This window comes from Amycolatopsis sp. NPDC051903, assembly GCF_044452505.1.
Taxonomy (GTDB): domain Bacteria; phylum Actinomycetota; class Actinomycetes; order Mycobacteriales; family Pseudonocardiaceae; genus Amycolatopsis.
Map to the genome: position 1 here is coordinate 177,078 of NZ_JBITBT010000015.1, position 26,469 is coordinate 203,546.

The window sequence follows — 26,469 nt, forward strand, 5'->3', positions numbered from 1 at the left end:
TGCTGGCTTGCTACAGCGGTGGAGTGCGGAATGCGTGAGTTTGAAACCGAATCGAATCGGGCGTCCGGGTTCGCGGAGCGGCTGACCGAACTGCCCTCCGGTGACCGCGCGGCATTCCTGGCCGACGTCGTCCACGACGCCACGCGGGCCGCACTCCTGGCGGCCCGGCCGGACGTCCCGGCGGTGCTCGACCCGGAAAAGGCGTTCTCCGACCACGGGTTCGACTCGCTGGCCGCGGTGGAGCTGCACGCGCGGCTCACCGAGGTCACCGGGCTCGAACTGCCGGTCACCCTGGCCTTCGACCACCCGACGCCGGTCGCCGTCGCGCGCTTCCTGCACGCTGCGGTGTTCGGCGCCGAGATAGTCCACAGTGGACCGATTACAACCGGCGAACCGGACGAGCCGGTCGCGATCGTCGGCATCGGCTGCCGCTACCCGGGCGGAGCCGTCTCGCCCGAGGACCTCTGGCGGCTGGTCGAAGACGAGGTGCACACCACCACCGGCTTCCCGACCGACCGCGGCTGGGACCTCGACGGCCTCTACGACCCGGACCCGGACCGCCCGGGCAGCAGCTACGTCACGTCCGGCGGCTTCCTGCCCGACGCCGGGGAGTTCGACGCGGACTTCTTCGGCATCGCTCCGCGTGAGGCGTCCGCGATGGACCCGCAGCAGCGGCTGGTGCTCGAGACGGCCTGGGAAGCGCTGGAACGAGCGAAGATCGACCCGACGACGCTGCGCGGCACGCCCGCCGGTGTCTTCATCGGCGCCGAGGCCCAGGAGTACGGCCCGCGCCTGCACGAGGCCCCGGACGGCCTCGACGGGTACCTGCTCACCGGCAACGCACCCAGCGTCGTCTCCGGCCGGGTCGCCTACGCGCTCGGCCTCGAAGGCCCGACGCTGACCGTCGACACCGCGTGCTCCGGCTCGCTCGTCGCGCTGCACCTCGCCGTGCAGGCCCTGCGCCGCGGCGAAACCCCGCTCGCGCTCGCCGGCGGCGTCGCCGTGATGGGCGGACCCGGCACGTTCACCGCGTTCAGCCGCCAGCGCGGCCTCGCCGAAGACGGCCGCTGCAAGGCGTTCGCCGCGGCCGCCGACGGCACCGGCTTCGCCGAAGGCGTCGGTGTCCTGGTGCTGGAACGGCTCTCCGACGCCGTCGCGAACGGGCACACCGTACTGGCCGTCGTGCGCGGCACCGCCATCAACTCCGACGGCGCGTCCAACGGCCTCACCGCCCCCAACGGCCCGTCGCAGCAGCGCGTGATCCACCGCGCGCTCGCCGACGCCGGGCTGGAACCGTCCGAAGTGGACGCCGTCGAGGCGCACGGCACCGGTACCCGCCTCGGTGACCCGATCGAAGCGCAGGCGCTGCTCGCGACCTACGGCCCGCGCCGCGAGACGCCGCTGCTGCTCGGCTCGATCAAGTCCAACATCGGCCACACCCAGGCCGCGGCCGGCGTGGCCGGCGTGATCAAGATGGTCGAGGCGATCCGCCGCGGCCGGTTGCCGAAGACCCTGCACGTCGACGCGCCGACCCCGCACGTCGACTGGACCGCGGGCGAGGTCGAGCTGCTCACCGAGGCCCGCGAGTGGCCCGCGGTCGAGCGTCCGCGCCGCGCGGGTGTCTCGTCGTTCGGCGTCAGCGGCACCAACGCGCACGTCATCATCGAGCAGGCGCCCGCGACCGCGGAGGAGGGAGTCACTGAGCCGCTCCCGGTCGTCCCGCTCGTCGTCTCGGCGCGCAGCGAGGAAGCGCTCAAGGCGCAGGCCGCGAAGCTTGTGTCCACTGTGGAGTCCGGCGAGCTGACCGAAGTCGGCTTCTCCCTGGCGGCCACGCGTGCCGCGCACGACCACCGCGCCGTGGTCGTCGCCGAGACCACCGAGGACGCCGTCCGCGGCCTGCGTGCGCTCGCCGCGGGGGAGCAGGACTCCGCCGTGGTCACCGGCGAACGCACGCCGGGCAAGCTCGCGATGCTGTTCACCGGACAGGGTGCGCAGCGGCTCGCCATGGGCAAGGAGCTGTACCTGGCTCACCCGGTCTTCGCCGAGGTCTTCGACGAGGCCATCGACCACCTCGACGTGCAGATGGACCGCCCGCTGCGAGACGTCCTCTTCGGCGACGACGCCGAGGAGCTGAACGGCACCCAGTACGCGCAGTGCGCGCTGTTCGCGATCGAGGTCGCGCTGGTCCGGCTGCTGGAGTCGTGGGGTGTCAAGCCGGACGTCCTGCTCGGCCACTCGATCGGCGAGCTCGTCGCCGCGCACATCGCCGGCGTCTGGTCGCTGGAGGACGCCTGCCTCATCGTCGCCGCTCGGGGACGGCTCATGCAGGCGCTTCCCGAGGGCGGCGCGATGGTCGCCATCGCCGCGACCGAGGACGAGGTCGGCCCGCTGCTCACCGACGGCGTGAGCATCGCCGCGATCAACGGTCCCAACTCGGTCGTCGTCTCCGGCGAGCGCGCCGAGGTCGAAGCCGTCGCCTCGGTGTTCCGGCTGCAGGGCCGCAAGGCGAGCGAGCTGCGCGTCTCCCACGCCTTCCACTCGCCGCTGATGGAGCCGATGCTCACCGAGTTCCGGGAGGTCCTGGGAGTCGTCGACTACGCGGCTCCGAGCATCCCCGTCATCTCGAACGTCACCGGCCGCCCGGCCACCACCGAGGAGCTGTGCTCGCCCGGCTACTGGCTCTACCACGTGCGGCGGCCGGTCCGGTTCGCCGACGGCGTCGACGCGCTCGCCGCGGCCGGCGTCACCACCGCGATCGAGGTCGGCCCGGACGCCGTCCTCGCGGCCATGGCCGCCACCGGCCCGCACGGCACCGACATCGCCTTCGTGCCCGCGCAGCGCCGCGGCCACGCCGAGGTCCCGGCGCTCGCCGGTGCGCTCGGCCGGCTGCACACCCGGGGCGTGGTGATCGACTGGACCGCGTTCTTCGGCCCGGCCAACGCCGTCGACCTGCCGACGTACGCCTTCCAGCGCAAGCACTTCTGGCTCACCGCGCCCGGCCACGGCGACGCGGCCGACTTCGGCCAGCTCGCTTCCGGCCACCCGCTGCTGGCCGCCGAAATCGGCCTTGCCGACCACGACGGCCTGGTCCTGACCGGCCGGATCGGCCTGCGCTCGCACCCGTGGCTCGCCGACCACACCATCGCCGGGACGGCCCTGCTGCCCGGCACCGCGTTCGTCGAGATGGCCCTGCACGCCGCCGGGCGGGCGGGCTGCGACGTCGTCGAAGAGCTGACCCTGCAGGCGCCGCTGGCCGTGCCGGACGGCCGTGGCGTCGAGGTGCAGGCCGTCGTCGGCCCGGTCGAGGACGGCCGCCGCACCATCGAGTTCTACTCGCGAACCGAGCAGGACGTCGCCTGGACCCGCCACGCCACCGGCGTGTTGGCGGAGGCGCCGGCCGCCGAGCCCGCGCCGATGACCGAGTGGCCGCCGTCCGGCGCCGAGGTCGTCGCCACGAACGAGCTGTACGAAGAGCTGGCGGCCCAGGGCTACGGCTACGGCCCGCTGTTCCAGGGTCTGCGCACAGCCTGGAAGCGCGATGACGTCGTGTTCGCCGAAGTCGCCCTGCGGACGCGGGACGAGGACTTCGGGATGCACCCGGCCCTGCTCGACGCCGTCCTGCACGCCACTGACTTCGCCCCGGGCGAGGCCCGGGAAGCCGACGAGATCCGCCTGCCGTTCGCGTGGACCGGCGTGCGGCTGCACGCCTCCGGCGCGGCCGAGGTGCGCGTCCGGATCACCTCACCCGCCACCGGCGGCGTCTCCCTGGAGGTCACCGACCCCGCCGGAACGCCGGTGCTGTCGGTCGAGTCGTTCCGCTCCCGCCCGGTCAGCGGCGCCGACCTCGGCCCGCGGTCCCAAGACCTGCTGCACACCGTCGAATGGACGCCGGTCGCGGCGTCGGACGCGCAGTACTCGGTGGCCGAAGTCTCCGACCTCGCCGAGCTGACCGAGGTGCCGGACGCGGTCGTCGTGCCGGTCGCCGCGAAGGGCCGCAGTGTCCCGGCCGCGGCGCGACAGGCCGCTCATCGGATCCTTGCCGTCTTGCAGGAGTTTCTCTCCGACGACCGGTTCGCCGTGGCCAAGCTCGTGATTCGGACGCCCGGATCGCTCGCCGACTCCGTCGCGCGGGGGCTGGTGCGCTCGGCGCAGGCCGAACACCCGGGCCGGATGGTCCTGATCGAAGGCGAAACCACCACCGCGACGCTGACCACCGCACTGGCGTCCGGCGAGCCGGAGCTGCGAATCGACGGCGACCAGGTCCAGGCCCCGCGGCTCGTGCGCCTCCACACTGACGCACCGGCGTGGCGGGCCGACGGCAGCGTGCTGATCACCGGCGGCACCGGCGGCCTCGGCGCGCAGGTCGCGCGCCACCTCGTCGCCACCCACGGCGTCCGGCACCTGGCGCTGCTCAGCCGCCGCGGCAGCGACGCCCCGGGCGCGGCCGAACTGGTCGCCGAGCTGGCGGAAAGCGGCGCCACGACGCAGGTCATCGCCTGTGACGTCACCAAGAAGCGGTCGCTGTCGGCAGCACTGAAGAAGATCGAGCAGCCGCTGACCGCCGTCGTCCACACGGCCGGCGTGCTCGACGACGCCATGATCGGCTCGCTCACCGAAGAGCGCCTCGACAGCGTCCTCGCACCCAAGGTCGACGCCGCCTGGGCGCTGCACGAGCTGACCGCCGACCTGGCCGCCTTCGTCCTGTTCTCGTCTTCGGCCGGTCTGGTCGACGGTGCGGGCCAGGCCAACTACGCGGCGGGCAACACCTTCCTCGACGCCCTCGCCGAACACCGCCGCCACCAGGGCCTCCCTGCGACGTCCCTGGCCTGGGGCCTGTGGACGGACGGCAGCACAGCGCTCGGCATGAGCGCTGGACTGTCCGAAAAGGACTTGAGTCGGATCGGCCGCCTCGGCCTCGCCCCGCTGACCGCGGCCGAAAGCCTCGCCGCTTTGGATGCCGCCGTTGGCCTGAACGCGCCGGCCGTCGTGCCGGCCCGCGTCGACCGCGCCGCGCTGAGCGCCCGCGAGGACGTCCCGGCGCTGCTGCGCGGCCTCGTCCCGGCGAGCCGGCGTCGCATCGCCGCGGCCGCGGGGGAGCTCACTCCGGAGCGGCAGTTCGCCGACCGGTTCGCCTCGCTGTCCGAGGCCGACCGCGACCGCGCGGTCTTGGACCTGGTGCGCACCCACGTCGCGGCCGTGCTCGGCCACAATGGTCCGTCGGCCATCAGCCCGTCCCGCCCGTTCGGCGAGATCGGCTTCGACTCGCTCGCCGCGGTGGAGCTGCGGAACATCCTCGACTCGGTCAGCGGCCTGCGGCTGCCCGCGACGCTGGTGTTCGACCACCCGACCCCGCGGGCGCTGGCCGAGTACCTCGTCACGCGCATCGGCGGCCTGGCCCCCACGACGCCGGTCGCGCCGGTCACCACGGCCGACCCGGAGGAGCCGATCGCCATCGTCGGCATCGCTTGCCGCTACCCGGGCGGTGTCGCGACGCCGGAAGACCTGTGGCGGCTCGTCGCGAGCGGCGAAGAGGCGCTGACGCCGTTCCCGGTCGACCGCGGCTGGAACGTCGACGCGCTCTACGACCCCGAGCCCGGCAAGCCCGGCCACAGCTACGTCAAGCACGGCGCGTTCCTGCACGACGCCGCCGAGTTCGACGCCGACTTCTTCGAGATCAGCCCGCGCGAGGCGGCCGCGATGGACCCGCAGCAGCGGCTGTTGCTGGAGGTGTCCTGGGAGGCGTTCGAGCGGGCCGGCATCGACCCGGTCTCCCTGCGCGGCAGCGCCACCGGTGTGTTCGCCGGCGTCATGTACCACGATTGGGGCACCCGCCTCGGCACGGTTTCCGACGACATCGCGGGCTACCTCGGCAACGGCAGCCTCGCCAGTGTCGTCTCCGGCCGCGTGTCCTACGCGCTCGGCCTGGAGGGCCCGACGGTCACGGTCGACACGGCGTGCTCGTCTTCGCTGGTCGCCCTGCACTGGGCGGTCCAGGCCCTGCGCCGCGGCGAGTGCGCCCTGGCCCTCGCGGGCGGTGTCACCGTGATGTCCACTCCGGACACGTTCGTCGACTTCAGCCGCCAGCGCGGCCTGTCCGCCGACGGCCGCTGCCGCTCGTTCGCCGACTCCGCCGACGGCACCGGCTGGGGCGAGGGCGCGGGCATGCTGCTCGTCGAGCGGCTGTCGGACGCCCGCCGCAACGGCCACCCGGTCCTCGCGCTGCTCAAGGGCTCCGCGGTCAACCACGACGGCGCGTCCAACGGCCTCACCGCCCCGAACGGGCCCTCTCAGCAGCGCGTGATCGCGAAGGCGCTGGCCGACGCGGGCCTCACACCGTCCGAAGTGGACGCTGTCGAGGGGCACGGAACCGGGACCACGCTGGGCGACCCGATCGAGGCGCAGGCCCTGCTCGCGACCTACGGGCAGGACCGGGAAGAGCCGCTGTGGCTCGGCTCGATCAAGTCGAACATCGGCCACACCCAGGCGGCCGCGGGCGTCGCGGGCATCATCAAGATGGTCATGGCGATGCGCAACGCGCAGCTGCCACAGACTCTGCACGTCGACCGTCCGTCCACCGTGGTCGACTGGGAGACCGGCGCGGTGCGGCTCCTGACCGAGGCGCGCGACTGGTCGGCCAACGGCCACCCGCGTCGCGCCGCAGTCTCGTCGTTCGGCATCAGTGGCACCAACGCGCACGTGATCATCGAACAGGCCCCGCCCGCGGCCGAGCAGCCCGCCGAGCCGCAGCCCGAAGCCGTCGTCCCCGTCGCGCTCTCCGGCCGCACCAAGGCTGCGGTGCGCGGGCAGGCCGCCCGGCTGCGCGAGTACCTCGCCGACCACGAAGACGTCACCGTCGCCGAGCTGGCCCGCTCGCTGGTCTCGACCCGCGCGGCGTTGGAGCACCGCGCAATCGTCGTCGCCGGGACCCCGGCCGAGCTGGCCGATGGCCTCGACGCGCTGGCCACCGGCGAACAGGGCGGCGACGTCGTCACCGAGGGCAAGCTCGCGTTCCTGTTCTCCGGCCAGGGCGCGCAGCAGGTCGGGATGGGCGCGGCGCTGGCGGAGACCTACCCGGTCTTCGCGGAGGCGTTCGACGCCGTCTGCGCCGCGATCGACCCGCTGCTGGACGTCCCGCTGCGCGACGTCGTCCTCGGCACGACCACGCTGGCGGACCGCGGCCTGCTCGACCAGACGCAGTACACCCAGACCGCGCTGTTCGCGGTGGAGGTCGCGCTGTTCCGGCTCGCCGAGTCGTGGGGCATCGTCCCCGACGCGCTGGCCGGCCATTCGATCGGCGAGCTGGCCGCGGCGCACGTCGCCGGGGTGCTCTCCCTCGAAGACGCCTCGAAGCTCGTCGCCGCGCGTGGTCGTCTGATGGGTGCGCTGAGCACGCCGCCCGGTGCGATGGTCTCCCTCGCCACCACCGAGGAGGCCGCACGCGAGCTGATCCGCGGGCACGAGGACGAGGTCAGCATCGCCGCCGTCAACGGCCCCACGTCGGTCGTCATCTCGGGGGTGGCCGACGTCGTGGCCCGAATCGAGCGGGCCACCGACGTCCGGACGCGCCGGCTACGCGTGAGCCACGCGTTCCACTCGCCGCTGATGGCGCCGATGCTCGAGGAGTTCCGCGAGGTCGCCGCCGGGCTGACGTTCCACGCGCCGCGGATCCCGATCTTCTCCACGGTCTCGCCCGGCGCGGACCTGGCGTCGCCGGAGTACTGGGTCACGCACGTCCGTGAAGCCGTGCGCTTCGGGGACGCGGTGGCCGGCTTGGCCGCCGACGGCGTCCGGACGTTCCTCGAGCTGGGGCCCGACAGCGTGCTGACGGCCCTCGGCCCGCAGATCGAGCCCGACGCCGCTTTCGTGCCCTTCGGCCGCCGCGACCGGGACGAGGTGCGCACCGCGCTGGCCGCGCTCGGCCGCCTCCACACCCGGGGTGCCGCCAAGCTGGACCGCGTGCTCGGCGACGGGCCGATCCGGCTCGACCTGCCGACGTATGCCTTCCAGCACAAGCGTTTCTGGCTCGACGCGACGCCGTCCGGCGACGTGACGGCGGTCGGGCAGCAGCCGCTGCCGCACCCGATGCTGGGCGCGGTCGTGCCGCTGTCCGGTTCGGACACCACGGTGCTCACCGGCCGGCTGTCGGCCGGGTCGGTGCCGTGGGTGGCCGACCACGTCGTGAAGGGCGCGATCCTGGTGCCCGGCACCGGGTTCGTCGAGCTCGCCATCGCCGCCGGCGACCAGGTCGGCCACTCGACGGTCGAGGAGCTGACGCTGCAGGCGCCGCTCGTGTTGCCGCCGGACGGCGCCGTCGCGCTGCAGGTCGTGGTCGGTCCCGCCGACGGCGACCGGCGCCCGGTCACTGTGTTCTCCCGTCCCGCCGACGGCGACGAGTGGACTCAGCACGCGGTGGGCACGCTGTCCGCGGCGCCACGGCCCGAGCCCGCCGGCCTCACCGAATGGCCGCCGCCGGGCGCGACCCCGATCGTCGTCGAGGGTGCCTACGACCTGCTCGAGGAGCGCGGCTACGGCTACGGCCCGTCCTTCCAGGGGCTGACGGCCGCCTGGCGGCGCGGCAACGAGGTCTTCGCCGAGGTCGCGCTGCCGGAGCCGGCGGCGCCGACGGCGAACCTGTACGGCCTGCATCCGGCGCTGCTCGACATCGCGATGCACGCCGATCTCCTCGGCGACCCGGGCGGCGCGACCCTGCTTCCGTTCGTCTGGAACGGCGTCACGCTGCACGCCGCCGGCGCCTCGGTGCTGCGGGTGCGGATCGAGCGGCTGAACGGCGACGAGGTGTCGGCGATCGAGGTGGCCGACAGCGAGGGTCGCCCGGTCGCGACCATCGACTCGCTGGTCTCGCGCCCCGTCCGCCGGGAGCTGACGGCGTCGTCCGCCGAGGCGGACGGCTCGCTGCTGAAGATCGCCTGGCAGCCCGTCTCCGTGCCGCAGTCCGACGCCGAAGTGGTGGCGATCGGCCGCGGCCGGGTCGGGGTGGCCGCCACCTACGCCGGGTTCACCGACCTCGTCGCGGCCATCGACCGCGGTGAGCCGGTGCCGGGGCTGATCACACTGTCCGGGCCCGGCGCCGAGGGTGACGTCCCCGCCGCAGCCCGAGAGAACGCCGGGTGGCTGCTCGCCGAACTCCAGGCCTGGCTGGCCGAGCCTCGGTTCGGGATCACGAACCTGGCCGTCGTGACGCGGGACGCCGTGCCCATCGGTGAGTCCACTGTGGACGTCACGCAGGGATTGCTGTGGGGTCTGGCCCGCGGGGCCCAGGCCGAGCACCCCGGGCGGGTGTTCGTCGTCGACGCCGACGAGGCCGCGACGGCCGCGTCCGTCGCGGCGGTCGTCGCCTCCGGTGAGCCGGAGGCCGCGATCCGCGAGGGCGCGGTGTTCGTGCCGCGGTACGTCAAGACCGAGTCCGGCGACGCTTCGCCGTGGCAGGCCGGCGGCGCCGTGCTGATCACCGGTGGCACCGGCGGGCTCGGCAGCCTGCTGGCGCGCTACCTGGTGGCCGAACACGGCGTCACCGACCTGGTGCTCACCAGCCGTCGCGGCCTCGGTGCGCCGGGGGCCCGGCAGCTGGTCGAGGACCTGGCCGACCTGGATGCCCGGGTGCGGGTCACCGCGTGCGACGTCACGGAGCGCACCCAGGTCGAGAGCCTGCTCGGGGCGATCGACAACCTCACCGCCGTGGTGCACGCCGCCGGCACGGCCGACAGCGGCGTCTTCGACTCGCTGACCCCCGACCGGCTCGACTCGGTCCTGCGGGCCAAGGTCGACGCCGCCTGGCACCTGCACGAGCTGACGCGGGACCTCGCCGCGTTCGTGCTGTTCTCCTCGGCCGGCGGCCAGGTGCTGCCCGCGGGTCAGGCGAACTACGCCGCGGCCAACGCGTTCCTCGACGGCCTCGCCGCGCACCGCCGGGCCGCGGGCCTGCCGGCGACGGCGCTGGCCTGGGGTCTCTGGGCCGAGAACACCGGCCTCGGCGGCGAGCTGGCCGAGGCGGACCTCGCCCGGATGGCGCGGCTCGGCCTCCCCGCGGTCACCGCGGAGCAGGGGCTCGCGCTGTTCGACGCGGCGACCGCCACCGAAGACGCCGTGATCGCCCCGCTGCGGGTGGACGTCCCGGCGTTGAAGGCCCGCACCGACGACCTGCCGGCGTTGCTGCGCGGGTTCGTCCCACCGAAGGCCCGCCGGACCGCCAGGGCGGCCAAGGCGGCCGACAACGCGCTGGCCGCGGAGCTGGCCGCACTGGCCGACACCGAGCGTGACCGCGTGCTGCTGGACATCGTTCGCACCCAGGTCGCCACGGTGCTCGGCTACGCGGACAAGTCCGAAGTGGACGGCACCCGGGCGTTCAAGGAGCTCGGCTTCGACTCGCTGGCCGCGGTCGAGCTGCGCAACCTGCTGGGCACCGCGACCGGCCTGACCCTGCCGGCGACGCTGATCTTCGACCACCCGACCGCCAAGGCGGTGGCGGACTTCGTCAAGGGCAAGCTGCTCGGCGCGGCCGCGAAGGTCCCGGCCACCACGACCAGGACCAACGCGTCGATGCAGGAGCCGATCGCGATCGTCGGCATGGCCTGCCGGTACCCGGGCGGCGTCCGGTCTCCGGAGGACCTCTGGCAGCTGCTGGTCGACGAGGTCGACGCCGTGTCGGAGTTCCCCGCCAACCGCGGCTGGGACATCGACGCCATCTACGACCCCGAGCGTGGCAAGCGCGGCAAGACCTACGCCCGCGAAGGCGGCTTCCTCCACGAAGGCACCGAGTTCGACCCGGCGTTCTTCGGCATCGGCCCGCGCGAGGCGCTGGCCATGGACCCGCAGCAGCGGCTCCTGCTGGAGACGGCGTGGGAGGCCATCGAGCGGGCCGGCATCGACCCGACCGCGCTGCGCGGCAGCATGACCGGCGTCTTCACCGGCGCGATGTACGACGACTACGGCAGCCGCGTCCCCGGCGCGCCCGCCGACGTCGCCGCCTACATCCCCAACGGCAGCTCGGGCGCGGTCGTCTCCGGCCGCATCTCCTACCTGCTGGGGCTGGAAGGCCCGTGCATGACGGTCGACACCGCGTGCTCGTCTTCGCTGGTCACGCTGCACCTCGCGGTGCAGGCGCTGCGGGCGGGGGAGTGCGGGCTGGCGCTCGCGGGCGGCGTCACGCTGCTCTCGCAGCCGGACCTGTTCGTCGACTCCAGCCGCCAGGGCGTGCTCTCGCCCAACGGCCGGTCGAAGTCCTTCTCGGCGGCGTCCGACGGTGTCGGCTGGGCGGAGGGCGCGGGCCTGCTCCTGCTGGAGCGGCTGTCCGACGCGCAGCGCAACGGGCACGAGGTGCTCGCGGTGGTCCGCTCCAGCGCCGTCAACCAGGACGGCGCGTCCAACGGTCTCACCGCACCGAACGGGCCCTCGCAGGAACGCGTGATCCACGCGGCCCTCGCGGCGGGTGGCCTGACGCCGTCCGAAGTGGACGCTGTCGAGGCGCACGGTTCGGGTACGAAGCTGGGTGACCCGATCGAAGCGCAGGCGCTGCTGGCCACTTACGGCCAGGACCGCGAGCGGCCGCTGTACCTGGGCTCGGTGAAGTCCAACATCGGCCACGCGCAGGCCTCCGGCGGCGCGGCGGGCGTGATCAAGGTGGTCCAGGCCCTGCGGCACAACACGCTCCCGAAGACGCTGCACGTCGACGCGCCGTCCCCGGTCGTCGACTGGACCACGGGTGACATCGAGCTGCTGACCGAGGCCCGGCCGTGGCTGCCCAACGGCCGTCCGCGCCGCGCCGGTGTCTCGTCGTTCGGCATCAGCGGCACCAACGCGCACATCATCATCGAGGAGGCGCCGCCGTCCACTGTGGAGCGTCCGCGCCGGACGGCACCGCCGCTGGCGTCGGTCCCGCTGCCGATCGCCGGCACGACCGCCGCGGCGCTGGCCGACCAGGCGGCCCGGCTGGCCGCGCACCTGCGGGCCAACCCGGAGCTGGACCTGACCGACGTCGGCTACTCGCTGGCGACCGGCCGGGCCGCGCTCGACCACCGCTCGGTCGTCCTGGCCACCGGCCGCGACGCCGCTTTGAAGGCATTGGACAGTCTCGCCACCGGCGGGACCCCGGCGGGCACGTTGACCGGCACGACCAGCGCCGCCGACCTGACCGCGTTCCTGTTCACCGGGCAGGGCGCCCAGCAGCCGGGCATGGGTCGCGAGCTGTACGAGGCCTTCCCGGTCTTCGCCGGCGCGTTCGACGAGGCCTGTGGCCTCTTCGACACCGACGTGCCGCTGACGGACGTCATCTGGGGTGACAGCCCGCTGCTGAACCAGACCGCGTATACGCAGTGCGCGCTGTTCGCGATCGAGGTCGCGCTCTACCGCCTGGTGGAGTCGTGGGGCCTCACCCCGGACTACGTCGGCGGCCACTCGATCGGTGAGCTGGCCGCGGCGCACGTCGCCGGGGTGCTTTCGCTGGCCGACGCCTGCGCTCTGGTCGCCGCTCGCGGCCGGTTGATGCAGGCCCTCCCCGCCGGGGGAGCCATGGCCGCGATCGCGGCCACCGAGGACGAGGTGCGCGCCGCGCTCCCGGCCGAGGTGGACGTGGCCGCGGTCAACGGCCCGCGCTCGGTGGTCGTCTCCGGCCCCGAGGCCGCGGTGCAGGCGGCGATGGCTGCCTTCAAGAACGCGGGACGGCGGACGAAGCAGCTGGTCGTCTCGCACGCCTTCCACTCGGCGCTGATGGAGCCGATGCTGGCCGACTTCGCCGTCGTGGCCGAGAAACTGACCTACAGCGCCCCGAGCATCCCGGTCGTCTCCAACGTCACCGGCCGGATCGCCACCGCCGACCAGCTCTGCTCGCCGGAGTACTGGGTCAACCACGTGCGGGAAGCCGTCCGCTTCGCCGACGGCGTCGGCACCCTGCTCTCGGCCGGCGTGACCCGGTTCGTCGAACTGGGCCCGGACGCGGTGCTGACCGGCATGGCGCGCGAGTGCGACACGTCGGCCGCCGACCGGCCCGACCGCGTCGTGGGCGTACCTGCGATGCGCCGGGGCCGCGCCGAGGTGCCGACGCTGTTCACCGCGCTGGCCACGCTGTACTCGCGGGGCGCCGAGCCCGACTGGACCGCACTGTTCGCCGGGCGTGGCGCGTCCACTGTCGACTTGCCGACGTACGCCTTCCAGAACAAGGAGTACTGGCTCAACGCGACCAAGCGGGCGGGCGACGTCGGCTCGCTCGGCGCCAGGTCCGCCGGGCACCCGCTGCTGGGCGCGCTGGTCGAGCTGCCCGACGGTGGTGCGGTGCTCACCGGCCGGCTCGCGCTCGACCGGCAGACCTGGCTGGCCGACCACGTGGTGCTGGGCCGGACGATGCTGCCGGGCACCGCGTACGTCGAGCTGGCCCTGCACGCCGGTGACCAGGTCGGCTGCGACGTCCTGGAGGAGCTGACCCAGCAGGCCCCGCTGTTGCTGCCGGAGGAGGGTGGCGTCGACCTCCGCGTCGTCGTCGGCGCTCCCGGGGCGGACGGCCGCCGCGACCTGTCGGTGCACTCCCGCACCGGGGACACCTGGACCCAGCACGCGGCGGGCACCCTGGCCGCCGGGGCCCAGCCCGCGGAGTTCGACCTCTCGGTGTGGCCCCCGGAGGGCGCCGAAGCCGTCGACCTCACCGGGCTCTACGACGACCTGGCCGGGCTCGGCTTCGGCTACGGCCCGGTGTTCCGGAACCTGCGCGCGGTGTGGCTGCGCGACGGTGAAGTGTTCGCCGAGGTGGCACTGCCCGAGGGCACCGCGGCTAGTGAGTTCGGCCTGCACCCGGGTCTGCTCGACTCGGCGCTGGGCGCCACGGACTTCCTCGTCCCCGGCGGGCCGAAGGCCCTGACCGAGACGACGATCCCGTTCGCCTGGAACCAGGTCTCCCTGCACGCCGCCGGGGCCACCACGCTGCGGGTGCGGGTCCGCCAGGAGGGCAAGGACGCCTCGCTCGCGCTGGCCGACGCGACCGGTTCGCCGGTCGCCTGGATCGAGTCGCTGGTGACGCGGCCGGTGTCGGAGGGCCAGCTGGGCGCGAAGGTGCCCGACTCGCTCTACCGGATCGACTGGCAACCCGCGGCGGGTGTCCGCCTGGTCAAGTCCCTCGAGGGCTGGGCCGTGCTCGGCACCGACGACCTCGGTCTCGGCGTCCCCACGCACGCACGACTGGTGGCAGCCGACGTCCTGGTCCTTCCGGTCGGTCCGGCCGGCGGGGAGGTGCCGGCGCGGGTTCACGCGACCGTGCAGAAGACCCTGGGACAGCTGCAGAGCTGGCTCGGCGGTTCTCCCGACGGCAAGCTCCTGGTCGTCACGCGCAACGCCGTGGCGGACCGGCCGGACCCCGCGCAGGCACCGGTCTGGGGACTCGTGCGGGCCGCGCAGGCGGAGAACCCCGGCCGGGTCCAGGTCGTCGACGTCGACGACCTGCCCCAGTCGAGGCGAGCCCTGCCCGCGGTGGTCGCCTCCGGCGAGCCGGAAGCGATCGTCCGGGCCGGCGAGGTCCGCGTGCCCCGGCTGGCGAAGGTCACGACGGTCGGCGACCCGGTTGAGTGGGACACCGGCGGCACGGTGCTCATCACCGGTGGCGCCGGCCTGCTCGGCGGCCACCTGGCCCGGCACCTGGTCGCCCGCGGCGCCCGAAAACTGGTGCTCACCAGCCGTCGTGGCCTGGAAGCGGCAGGGGCTCGCGAACTGGTCGACGAGCTGACCGGGCAGGGCGCCGAGGTGACCGTCGCGGCCTGCGACGTCACCGATCGCGCCGAGCTGACCACGCTGATCGAGTCGCTGCCCGACCTCACCGCCGTGGTGCACGCCGCCGGGCAGATGGACAGCGCGGTGCTGAGCGCGCTGACCCCGGAACAGGTCGAGAACGTCTTGCGCCCCAAGGTGGACGCGGCCTGGTACCTGCACGAGCTGACGGCTTCGCTGGATCTCGCCGCGTTCGTCCTCTACTCCTCGGCGGGCGGCCTGCTGCTCGCCGCCGGGCAGGCGAACTACGCGGCGGGCAACGTCTTCCTGGACGCGCTGGCCGAACACCGCGCGGCGCTGGGCCTCCCGGCGACGTCGCTGGCCTGGGGTCCGTGGGAGGGTAGCGGTGACGCGGTCGACCTGACGCACATCGCCCGGTCCGGGGTCGGTGAGCTGTCGGTCGACGACGGTCTGGCGCTCTTCGACGCCGCGCTCGCGGCCGGCGAGCCGGCACTGGTGCCGGTGAAGCTCGCCGACCTGCGGGACGCCGATCGGCTCGCGCCGCTCCTGCGGGGCCTGGTCACAGCCACCCCGCGGCGGGCCGCCGCGGCGGCGGGTCCGGCGACGGCGGCACCCGAGGCCGGGTTCGCCGAGAAGCTGACCGGGCTGTCGGCCGACGAGCGCGAAGCGGCGCTGCTGCAACTGGTCTGCGAGCACGCGGCGGCCGTCCTCGGCTACGACGACGCTTCGGCGGTCGGCGTCGAGAAGGGCTTCACCGACCTGGGCATCGACTCGCTGGCCGCGCTGGAACTGCGCAACCGGCTCGGGGCGGCGTGCGGGCTGCGCCTGCCGGCGACGCTGATCTTCGACTACCCGAGCCCGCTGCCGCTGACCCGGTTCCTGCTCGGCGAGCTGCTGCCCGAGCTCGGCGAGCCGGTCGAAGAGGTGGCCGAGGCCAACGGAACCGACGAGGTGGCGGCGATCGCCGGGATGGACCTGGCCGACCTGGTCCGGTCCGCGATGGCCGGCACCCGGACCGACGATGGAGGGGACTCCCAGTGACCCAGGCGCCGTCCACCGAGCAGATCGTCGCCGCGCTGCGCCAGTCCATGATGGACAACGAGCGGCTCAAGGCGGACAACCAGAAGCTCACCGCGGCGATGAGCGAGCCGATCGCGATCATCGGCATGGGCTGCCGCTACCCCGGCGGCGTCACCACGCCTTCGCAGCTCTGGGACCTCGTCGCGGGCGGCACCGACGCCATCGGCGAGTTCCCGGAGGATCGGGGCTGGGACACCGCGTCGATCTTCGACACCGCGGGCCGGCCCGGGACGACGTACTCGAAGGAGGGCGGCTTCCTCTACGACGCCGCCGACTTCGAGCCGGAGTTCTTCGGGATCTCCCCGCGCGAGGCACGCACGCTCGACCCGCAGCAGCGGATCGTGCTGGAGACGGCGTGGGAGGCCGTGGAACGCGCCGGCATCGTGCCCTCGACGTTGCGCGGCAGCCGGACCGGCGTGTTCGCGGGCGTGATGTACCACGACTACGGCGCCGGGAGCAGCGACGGCAGCCTGATCTCCGGCCGCATCTCCTACACCCTCGGGCTCGAAGGCCCGTCGGTGTCCGTGGACACCGCGTGCTCGTCGTCGCTGGTCGCCCTGCACTGGGCGGCGCAGGCGCTGCGCCGCGGCGAGTGTTCGCTGGCGCTGGCCGGCGGCGTGACCGTGATGGTGACGCCGGACATGTTCGTCTACTTCAGCGAGCAGCAGGGGCTGTCCCCGGACGGCCGGTGCAAGGCGTTCGGCAGCGGCGCCGACGGCGTCGGGTGCTCCGAGGGCGCCGGGATGCTGCTGCTGGAGAAGCTTTCCGACGCACGTCGCAACGGCCACCAGGTGCTGGCCGTGCTGCGGGGCAGCGCGGTGAACTCCGACGGCGCGTCCAGCGGCATCACCGTGCCGAACGGGCCCGCGCAGCAGCGGGTGATCCGCGCGGCACTGGCCGACGCCGGGCTGGAGCTGTCCGAAGTGGACGCCGTCGAAGCGCACGGCACCGGCACGAAGCTGGGTGACCCGATCGAGGCGCAGGCGCTGATCGCCACCTACGGCAAGGTGACCACGCCGGAGCGGCCGCTCTACGTCGGATCGTTGAAGTCCAACGTCGGCCACACGCAGGCCGCCGCCGGGGTCGGTGGCGTGATCAAGGTGGTGGAGGCGCTGCGCCGCGGTGTCCTGCCCGTGACGTTGCACGCCGACGAACCCTCGCCGCACGTCGACTGGTCGGACGGCACGATCGAGCTGCTCAGTTCGGCGCGGCCGTGGCCGGAGACCGGGCGGCCGCGGCGGGCCGGGGTGTCGTCGTTCGGCATCAGCGGGACCAACGCGCACGTGATCGTCGAGCAGGGTGACCCGGTGCCGGCCACCGCCGCCGAGCCCGGTCCGGTCAGCTGGCTCCTTTCGGCCACCAGCCCCGAGGCACTGCGGGCGCAGGCGGGCAAGCTGGCGTCGTTCGTCGGCGAGCGCGAGCTGTCTGCGGTGAACGTGGGGTTCTCGCTGGCCACCACCCGGACGCTCGCCGAGCACCGCGCGGGTGTCGTCGCCGCCGATCAGGCTTCCGCCGTACGGGCGCTGACCGAGTACGCGGCCGGGCGCTCGGCGGCGGGCGTCGTCGACGGCGCCGCCGCGCCGGGCCGCACGGCGTTCCTGTTCACCGGGCAGGGCGCGCAGCGGGCCGGGATGGGTTTGACGCTCGCGCAGCGGTACCCGGTGTTCGCCGAGGCGCTGGAAGCTGTTTGTGCCGGGCTCGATCAGCACTTGGACCGTCCGTTGCGGACGGTTCTGGGTGATGGTGAGGCGTTGGAGCGCACCGGTTTCACGCAGCCCGCGTTGTTCGCGGTCGAGGTGGCGTTGTTCCGGTTGCTGGAGTCGTGGGGCGTGCGGCCGGAGTACCTGTTGGGTCATTCGATCGGTGAGCTGGCCGCGGCGCAGGTGGCCGGGGTGCTGTCGCTGGACGACGCGTGCACGTTGGTCGCTGCGCGGGCAAAGCTCATGCAGGCCCTGCCTTCCGGTGGCGCGATGGTCGCGGTTCAGGCCGGCGAAGCAGAACTGGCGCCGCTGCTCACCGCGGAGGTGAGCATCGCCGCGGTCAACGGCCCGGCGTCGGTGGTGGTCTCCGGCGCGGAGGACGCGGTGCTCGCGGTGGCGGGGAAGTTCGCCAAAACGTCGCGGCTCCGGGTTTCGCACGCGTTCCACTCGCCGCTGATGGAGCCGATGCTGGCAGATTTCGCCGCGGTGGCCCGGAAACTGAGTTATGCCGAGCCGGAGATCCCGATCATTTCGACGGTGGCGCCGGACGCCGACTTCACGTCACCGGACTACTGGGTCCGCCAGGTGCGCGAAGCCGTCCGGTTCGCCGACGGGATCCGCACCCTGCTCGACGCCCGGGTCACCACCTTCGTCGAGGTCGGGCCGAGTGCGGTGCTGACCGCGATGGCGCAGACCTCGCTGCGCGAAGACGAGCGCGCGACGTTCGTCCCAGTGCTGCGCAAGGACCGGGACGAAGACGAGTCGGCCGCGGCGGCGGTGGCGACGCTGTTCGTCAGCGGGTCTACTGTGGACCTCACGAGCTTCTACACCGGTGGCGAGCGGGTCGAGCTGCCGACGTATGCCTTCCAGCGCAAGCGTTACTGGCTGGAGAACCCGACCGGCGCCCGCGTTCGCGGGGTCACCGAGGCGGGGCAACTCGACGCCGGGCACCCGCTGCTGGGTGCGGTCGTGGCGACCGCCGACACCGGAGGCGTCGTGCTCACGGGGAAACTCTCGCTGCGCGCACAGCCGTGGCTCGGCGATCACGTCGTGCAGGGTGCGACCCTGTTCCCCGGGACGGCTTTCGTCGAACTGGCCGTGCGGGCAGGCGACGAGGTGAACTGCGCGAGGCTCGACGAGCTGACGCTCGCGGTGCCGCTGATCCTGCCCGAACACGGAGCCGTCGCGGTACAGGTGACGGTGGGCGCGGAGGACGAGTCGGGTGCCCGCTCGCTGGGCATCTACTCGCGGGCCGGGGATGGCGGGGAGTGGACGAAACACGCCAGCGGCAGGCTGTCGCCGTCGGCGGACGCGCCCGCGGCCGTCGCGGAGTGGCCCCCGGCCGGGGCCGTCGAGATCGACGTGACCGGTCGCTACGACGAACTCGCCGCCCAGGGCTTCGACTACGGGCCGGTCTTCGCCGGGCTGCGCCGAGTCTGGCGCGACGGGAACACCCTGGCCGCCGAAGTCGCCTTGCCGGAACACACCGACGGTTCGACGTTCGGGTTGCACCCGGCCCTGCTGGACGCCGCGCTGCACACCATCGGCCTCGCCGGGCTGACGGAGGACAAGCCGGCGTTGCCGTTCGCGTGGACCGGGGTCTCGCTGTACGCCGGCGGGGCGTCGAGCCTGCGCGTGCTGCTCTCGGCGGACGTCGAGAACACCGTGTCGCTCACCGCCACCGATTCCACCGGGGCACCGATGCTGACCGTGGGGTCGCTGGCGCTGCGGCCGATCGCCGATGACGCGTTCGCCCCGGCCACCCGGCCGGCCGCCGGCGACTCGCTGTTCCGGGTGGACTGGCTGCCCTATACCGGCGACGCCGCTGCCGACGTTTCGCACGCTCTGCTCGGTGCGGACCCCTTCGGTTTCGGCGCGAAGTCCTATGTAGACGTTGCCGAACTGGTCGATGCGGTGCGGGCGGGGACGGCCGTCCCGGACGTGGTGTTCGTGTCGTTCGCGGCGCCCGAGACGGCGTCGCCCGCGGTGGCGCGCGAGGCCACCCACCGGCTGCTGGCTTTGGTGCAGGCGTGGGCCGGTGAGCAGGCGCTGGCCGGTTCGCGGCTGGCGGTGGTCGCCTCTCGCGCCGTCGCGACGCGGCCCGACGAGGGCATCGGCGACCTCGCCCACGCCGCGCTGTGGGGCGTCGTCCGGTCGGCGCAGCTGGAATACCCGGATCGGTTCGTGGTGGTCGATGTCGACGGCGGCGAGCCGGCGCTGGACACGGTGCTCGGGGCGATCGACGCCGGTGAGCCCGGAGTCGCCGTCCGGGACGGGGCCGTGCTGGTACACCGGCTGGCGAAGTTCGTACCCGAGAACCGGACGCCGTCGCTGAATCCGAACGGAACCGTGCTGCTCACCGGCGGCACCGGCGCGCTGGGCCGGTTGATCGCGCGGCACCTGGTGACCGCGCACGACGTGCGCCACCTGCTGCTCACCAGCCGTCGTGGCGCAGCGGCGCCGGGAGCGGCGGAGCTGAAGGCGGAGTTGGCGGATTTGGGCGCTTCGGTTTCGTTGGTGGCCTGCGATCTCGCGGATCGGGCCGCGGCGGCCGCGTTGGTGGCCGGCGTGCCGGCCGAGCATCCGCTGACCGCGGTCGTGCACACGGCCGGTGTCCTGGACGACGGGGTGCTGCTTGCGCTGACTCCGGAACGGATGGACACGGTGTTGCGGCCGAAGGTGGACGCGGCCTGGCACCTGCACGAGCTGACCGCGGATCTCGACCTGGCCGCGTTCGTGCTGTTCTCCTCCGTCGCCGGAACGCTTGGTTCAGCCGGGCAGGCGAACTACTCGGCCGGGAACGTGTTCCTCGACGCGCTGGCGCACCATCGTGCGGCGCTCGGGTTGCCGGCTGTGTCGCTGTCGTGGGGACTCTGGTCCGCAAGCGGCATGGCGGGGGAGCTCGGGGACACCGACCTGATCCGGATGGCGCGATCCGGGGTGGCCGGGCTGTCGGTCACGGACGGGCTCGAGCTGTTCGACGCGGCGTTCGGCACCGAGCAGCCATCGTTGGTGCCGGCACGGCTGGACGTGTCCGTTCTGCGGGCCGACGCGCATCGCGTGCCGGCGATGTTGCGGGGACTGGTGCGTGGTGGTGCGCGGCGGCGGGCCACGGCCGCCGACGACTCGTGGGCCCGGATCGTGGCACTGCCCGCCGGGGAGCGGGAGCGGGCGGTGCTCGACCTCGTGCGTGGCACCGCCGCGGTGGTGCTCGGGCACGAGCGTCCGGACGCGATCGACCCCCGGAAGGGGTTCATCGAGCTCGGCTTCGATTCACTGACGGCGATCGAGTTGCGGAACCGGCTGGACGAGGTGTCCGGACGGCGCCTACCGGCAACCCTGATCTTCGACTACCCCTCCGCCACCGCCGTGGCCGGGTTCCTCGGTGCGGGTCTGGCGGATCAACCATCCATTGTGGATTCCCAGCTGGCCGCTCTCGAGACCGCACTGCGAGACACCGCCCTGGACGAGTCCGCACGCGAGAAGCTGGTCACCCGTCTGACCGCCCTGCTGGCCTCGTACTCGGCCCCCGGCGAGCCCGCGGACATCGAAAACGCCAGCGCCGAGGACCTCTTCGCCCTCCTGGACGAAGAACTGGACACCAAACCCAGCTGATCACGCGAGTCTCCACTCCCGACAAGCGAGTCCCACACCGAGGTCGCGCGAGTCCCACGCGTACGCCGGCCAAGTGCCCCGTTCGCGCTGGGGACTCGCGCGACGGCCGTGTGGGACTCGCTGAACCGCGCCGGGTTCAGGAAGAGAACCACCGTGTGCGCGGTACACCGAAGGTGTGGTGGTGGCCGCAGTGAGACGGAGTCGCAGTGGGGCGCGGTCGGGTCGAACGGCTCGTGCGGCGATTGTGCGTTGCCGGTGCGGTGCGCGGCCGGACGGTGCGCACCACGATCTCCGGCGAGGACGGTCCGCGAGCCGCGGGCCCAGCGGATCGCCAGTTCTCGGCGGGTGCGCCGAACCGGTGGTGGGTGGCGGCCTTCGCCCGCGTCGCCACCTGGGCCGGCACGGTGTACGCCGCTTTCGCCATTGACTCTCGGAGACCACGGCGCACCGAGAAAGATCGAAATCGGCACCGCCGTGGGGGTGGAGCGGTACAACGGTCGGCGACTTCACCGGGCCTGTGGCCACCGGCCGCCGACCGAGTTCGAGACCTGGTGCGAGCTGGGCGATCTGACCAAGCCCGGTCGACTGAACCCCGGTAACCGGTCTCTGCCGAACCCGGGGCGGTTCACGTGGTCACACCTCGGTGAGGAGACCGAGGGAGCACAGGGAGCCGGCCAGGGCGATCATGTCGTAGCGGATGGTCTCGACATCGGTCTCCCACAGCGCGGCGAGGACGGCGCTGGCGCCGTCGACGTCGCCGTTGTGCTGCTTGAGCGCGATCCACATGGCCGCGGCGACCGGCTCGCACTCCACCTGGCGGTTGGTGCTGCTGCAGATCAGCTCGAGATGCCCGTCGGGAAGCATCCGCTGGGTGACGCCGGGAGCGGTCCGAATGGCCATCATGGCTACCTCCGAGGGCGGTGGTCCGGTCTGTTTTCCTTGGTGTATCCAGTTTCGCGGACCCGGGCCCGGCGGACCATGGGGGCGGCACCTGAACGCGAGCTGGGGTTTACTCCCCCCTTGGCCACTCGTGTTCTGGGGTTACGGGGGCGAGCGCCTCTTCCCGCCAGTCTCGCAGGCGGGCGGCGACGGTGGTCAGCACGCCGTCGAGTCGCGCGTTCAAGTAGAAGTGCCCGCCGTCCAGCACCTCCACAGCGCAGTCGCTGGTGGTGTGGGCACGCCAGGCACCGGCCTCGGCGCGGTCGACGACGGGATCGTCCGCTCCCAGCAGCACGTGGATCGGACAGTCCAGCTCGCGCCCGGACTCGTGGCGGTAGGTCTCGACGGCGGTGTAGTCCCCGCGGACGGCGGGCAGCACCATGCGCAGCAACTCGTCGTCGCCGAAGACGGCGCTGTCGGTGCCGCTGATCTCCTTGAGGGCGGCGATCAAACCGTCATCGTCGAACTGGTGGACGTACTCGGTCCGCGGCACGGACGGCGCCGGGCACGCGGATGCGAACAGGCCCAAAGGCCGCGCGCCCCGGGCCTGAAGCCGGCGCGCGACCTCGTAGCCGAGCGTCGCGCCCATGCTGTGGCCGAACAGCGCCACCGGCCGGTCGAACCACTGGCCGAGGTCGTCGGTGATGACCTCGGCCATCGCGTCGAGTGCCTCGAAACACCGCTCTCCCCGCCGGTCCTGCCGGCCCGGGTATTGCACGGCGATGACATCGGCGTCCAGCCCGGCCGCGGCGGCCGCCCGCGAGAACGGGAAGTACGCGGTAGCCGACCCACCTGCGTGCGGCAGGCACACCAGTCGCACCGCGGCGTCGTCGGCCGCGTGGAATCGCCGGATCCACCGGCTCGATTTCTCGTTCAGGGCAGTCACAGTTCAGGAAGTCTCCGGTCCGTTTGGGGGGACCGGCAACCCCTAGTGCACAGCGACAGTGCGTAGTCAAGTTACCTCTTCGGGTGACTTTAGATTGCGGTTGGGAGCACTTAGGGACGTGCTGCGAACGTCGATGGGCAGGAAGCGAACCGCCTTCTTCGAGGAGTTTGCGATGGGCGCGATCTGGGGGCAGAACCGCCGAGACGACCCGCAGGAGGCCTTGGAATTCCTCGAGGCCTTGCTGATCGGATGTGATGCCGGGGCCGGGGAGTCGGTGCTGGTCGGTGGAGGACCGGCCAGCGGCAAGACCCAGTTGCAGAACCAGGTGGTGGCGAGCGCCAGGGAATTGGGCATCCTCACCCTCACCGCGACGGGTGCCGCCGACGAGCGGGACGTGGCGGGCGGCGTGATCGACCAGCTGTTGGCGAGCCCCGCACTGCCGAGGGCGCTGACCGAGCGCTTCGTCGTCGACGGCACCGACGACTGGATCGCCGGGCTGTGCAGCGCGGTGCACCGGCTGGCCCGCGAGCGCGCGGTACTCGTGGCCGTCGACGACCTCCACCACGTGGACGAACCCTCCGCACGGCTCCTCCTGCGCCTGCAGCGCCGGACGCGGTCGGCGGGGTTGCTGCTGGTGCTCAGCCACGCCGACTCGTGGTACGGGGCCGGTGGGCAGCCGTTCGCGTCGCAGCCGCACCGGCACGTGCAGCTGATGCCGCTTTCCGTGCGGTCCATCGCTGAGCTGGTGGCGGACGAGGAGCACGTCGGGCTGCCCGAGCGGATCCACGAGCTCAGTGGCGGAAACCCGTTGCTGGTCAACGCACTGGTTGACGCCCACCGCGGCAGCACGGACACCGGCTCGGCGTACTCCGAGGCCGTGCAACGGCTTCTGCACCACTACGACTCACCGCTGCGCGAGGTGGCGACGGCGATCGCGGTGCTGGACACCGACGTCAGCACCGACGCGGTGGCCCTCGTCGCCGGCGTGGATCCGCGCGACGCCGAGACTTCCGCCGGCCGGCTCGCCGACACGGGCCTGATCGCGGGTGTCCGGTTCCGGCAGCCGCCGGCCGCGGCCGCCGTGGTGGGTGGGCTGCGCGGGCCCGAGAAGGTGCGGCTGCACGCGCGGGCCGCCGACGTGAAGCACTCACGCGGGTTGCCCTCCGCCGACGTCGCCCGGCATCTCGTGGCCGCGGGTGAGGCGAGGGCCGAGTGGGCGCTGCCGGTGCTGGTGGCGGCGGCGGAAGAGGTGATGCTCGCGGACGACATCGACTTCGCCACCCGCTGCCTCAAGCTCGCCGCGTCGGTGGCGACGGCGCGGTGGGAGCAGCAGCTGATCTCGCAGCTGCTCGCCAAGATCACCTGGCGGGTGAACCCGGCCGCCGCCGCGCCTCATCTGCAGTCGCTGCGCGATGCCGGTGACTCGCTGGACCAGACCGACCGCATAGCGCTCGCACGACAGTCGCTGTGGTTCGGCGAGCGGGACACGTTCGAGTGTGCGTTCGCGGCGCTCGGAGACGACATCGAGCCGCTCGACCCTCGCACCGCCGCCGAGTTGAGCCTCGCCGGACACTGGCACTACGGCGTCTCGGTGGCTTCGGCCGAGACGAGCGATCCCTGGCTGCGCACGGCGAACTCGCTGGCCGCGGTGTGGCACACCGGCGGCACCGAGGTGACCTCGGCGGGCGCGGAACGGATCCTGCAGAACTGCCGGCTGTCGGACACTTCGCTCGAGGCGCTGGCCACCGCGATCCTCGCGCTGGCCCACGACAACAAGGCCGACCGCGCCGAGGGCTGGTGCACCTCGCTCAGGGAGGAGGCCGAGTACCGCGGCGCGGTGACGTGGAAGGCGATGCTCGACGCGATCAGTGCGAGCCTGGTGCTGCGCCAGGGCGACGTCGCGGCCGCGGCGGAGCGGGCGAAGGAGGCATTGGCCATGCTGGACGCGCCGAACTGGGGCGTCGCGATCAGCTACCCGCTGGCCACGCTCCTGACCGCGCACACCGCGGCCGGTGCGTTCAAGGCGGCGGCCGCGGTGCTGCGGCACCCGCTGCCGGACGCGGCGATGACGACGCTGGGCGGCGTGCGGTACCTGCGCGCGCGTGGCCACTTCCACCTGGCGACCAACCGGGGGCTCGCCGCGGTCAGCGACTTCCAGCAGTGCCGGCGGATCCTGCGCGAGTGGAACCTGGAGCTACCGACGATCGTGCCGTGGCGCACCGATCTCGCGGAGGCCAACCTGCGGCTGGGCAACCGGGCACCGGCCGGCGAGCTGGCCAGGCAGCAGCTCGCGTGCGCCGCACCGTCCGACGCCTACTCGCGTGGCTCCGCCCTGCGGGTGCTGGCGCTGGCCGGGGACGCCGAGGTGCGTCCCGGCCTGCTGACCAGGGCGGCCGAGGCCTTCAAGGGTGCCGGCGACCGGCTGGAGCTGGCGAAGACCATGCGCACGCTCAACCAGCTGGGCCAGCGCGCGCAACGCTCCGCGGGCCTGGTGAAGCCGGTCCACGTGCCACGGCAGGCAGGCCGGTCGCCGCTGGCCCGGCCGCCGGTGGCGCCACCGGCAGTGTCCCGGCCCGCGGTCGCGCGCCCGGAGCTCGCTGCGACGTCGGCGTCCTCAGCGCTGAGCGAGGCCGAGCTGCGGGTCGCCGAGCTCGCGGCGGAGGGCCACACGAACCGGCAGATCGCGGAGACGCTGTACATCACGGTGAGCACGGTGGAACAGCACCTGACCCGCGTGTACCGCAAGCTCGGCGTCGCCGGGCGCGCCGCGCTGGCCTCCGAACTGGCCCCCGCCGAAAACCCTCGAAGCCACCTTTAGCGCGGCCTGATTCCGGAAAGTGCGCGGAAATCCAGGCTCCTGTTCGTCTCGGACGCTTTCGTGGCCGGTGCCGTGGACCGGCTCTGCCTACTCGACGAACGAGAGGCCCTCGCCGCACTGCCCGATCACCACCACCACCTGCATGCGGACCAAGTCTGTTGGCGGACAAGGAGAACCGGTCAACCAGACCCGGGAAGGCCGACTCGACCGCGAACACCACGGCCGACGCACCCGACCGGCAAACCATCACTCATCGCGTTCGACGACCAAACACCAGCTCCACGGAATCAACCAGCCCAGCCAGGGGCGGTCAACGCCACCAGGGCTGCCTTTGCGGCATCCAAACCCGCGTCTTCCCCTCGATGCTCCTATGTTTGTCAAGCTGTGGCGGTGGTGGGTGTTGGTGGTGAGTCGACGCTGGTCTGGCGGGGAAGTTTGGCGTAGATCTCGCGGGCGATGTAGCGCTTGAGGCAGCGGATGATCTCGCGTTTGCTGAGGCCTTCGGCTGTGCGGCGTTCGATGTAGTCGCGGGTGGGCTGGTGGCGGCGCATGCGGACGATGGTGATGATGTAGAGCGAGCTGTTGGCGGCGCGGTCTCCGCTGCGGCTGAGGCGGTGGCGGCCGGTGGTGCGACCGCTGCTGGCGGGTTGTGGTGCAACCCCGCAGAGCTTGGCGAAGGCGGCCTCGTTGCGGATGCGGTCGGCGTT

At 73.0% G+C, this 26,469-nt stretch carries 6 protein-coding genes; 3 read left to right on the forward strand and 3 right to left on the reverse strand.

What is annotated here, in order from left to right; genetic code table 11:
• The first annotated feature begins 30 nt into the window (after window positions 1-30).
• Both ACIA77_RS28530 and ACIA77_RS28535 read left to right on the forward strand, forming a co-directional pair.
• Window positions 31-15,765 carry an SDR family NAD(P)-dependent oxidoreductase gene (locus tag ACIA77_RS28530; RefSeq protein ID WP_395889069.1) on the forward strand — a complete coding sequence of 5,245 codons (15,735 nt, stop codon included), beginning with the start codon at window positions 31-33 and terminating at the stop codon, window positions 15,763-15,765.
• On the forward strand, window positions 15,762-21,119 hold the full coding sequence (locus tag ACIA77_RS28535) for a type I polyketide synthase (RefSeq protein WP_395889070.1): 5,358 nt from the start codon (window positions 15,762-15,764) through the stop codon (window positions 21,117-21,119). Before ACIA77_RS28530 ends, ACIA77_RS28535 begins: the two co-directional genes overlap by 4 nt.
• Window positions 21,120-21,752: 633 nt before the next feature.
• Here the strand turns inward: ACIA77_RS28535 and ACIA77_RS28540 are convergent.
• Together ACIA77_RS28540 and ACIA77_RS28545 are read right to left on the reverse strand one after the other, a co-directional pair.
• A complete protein-coding gene (locus tag ACIA77_RS28540; protein ID WP_395889071.1) occupies window positions 21,753-22,019 on the reverse strand; it encodes a hypothetical protein in 267 nt (88 codons plus the stop codon).
• Window positions 22,020-22,128: 109 nt separating this feature from the next.
• Entirely contained in the window at window positions 22,129-22,944 is an 816-nt protein-coding gene (locus ACIA77_RS28545) for a thioesterase II family protein (protein WP_395889072.1), read from the reverse strand.
• Between the two features lie 172 nt (window positions 22,945-23,116).
• On the opposite strand from ACIA77_RS28545, the gene ACIA77_RS28550 reads away from it, so the two are divergent.
• Window positions 23,117-25,762 (forward strand): LuxR C-terminal-related transcriptional regulator, encoded by a 2,646-nt coding sequence (locus ACIA77_RS28550; protein ID WP_395889073.1) that lies wholly within the window; start codon window positions 23,117-23,119, stop codon window positions 25,760-25,762.
• A 377-nt stretch (window positions 25,763-26,139) separates the two neighbouring features.
• Here the strand turns inward: ACIA77_RS28550 and ACIA77_RS28555 are convergent.
• Window positions 26,140-26,469 (reverse strand): transposase (locus tag ACIA77_RS28555; RefSeq protein ID WP_395889074.1); only part of this gene is annotated, 330 nt, incomplete at its 5' end.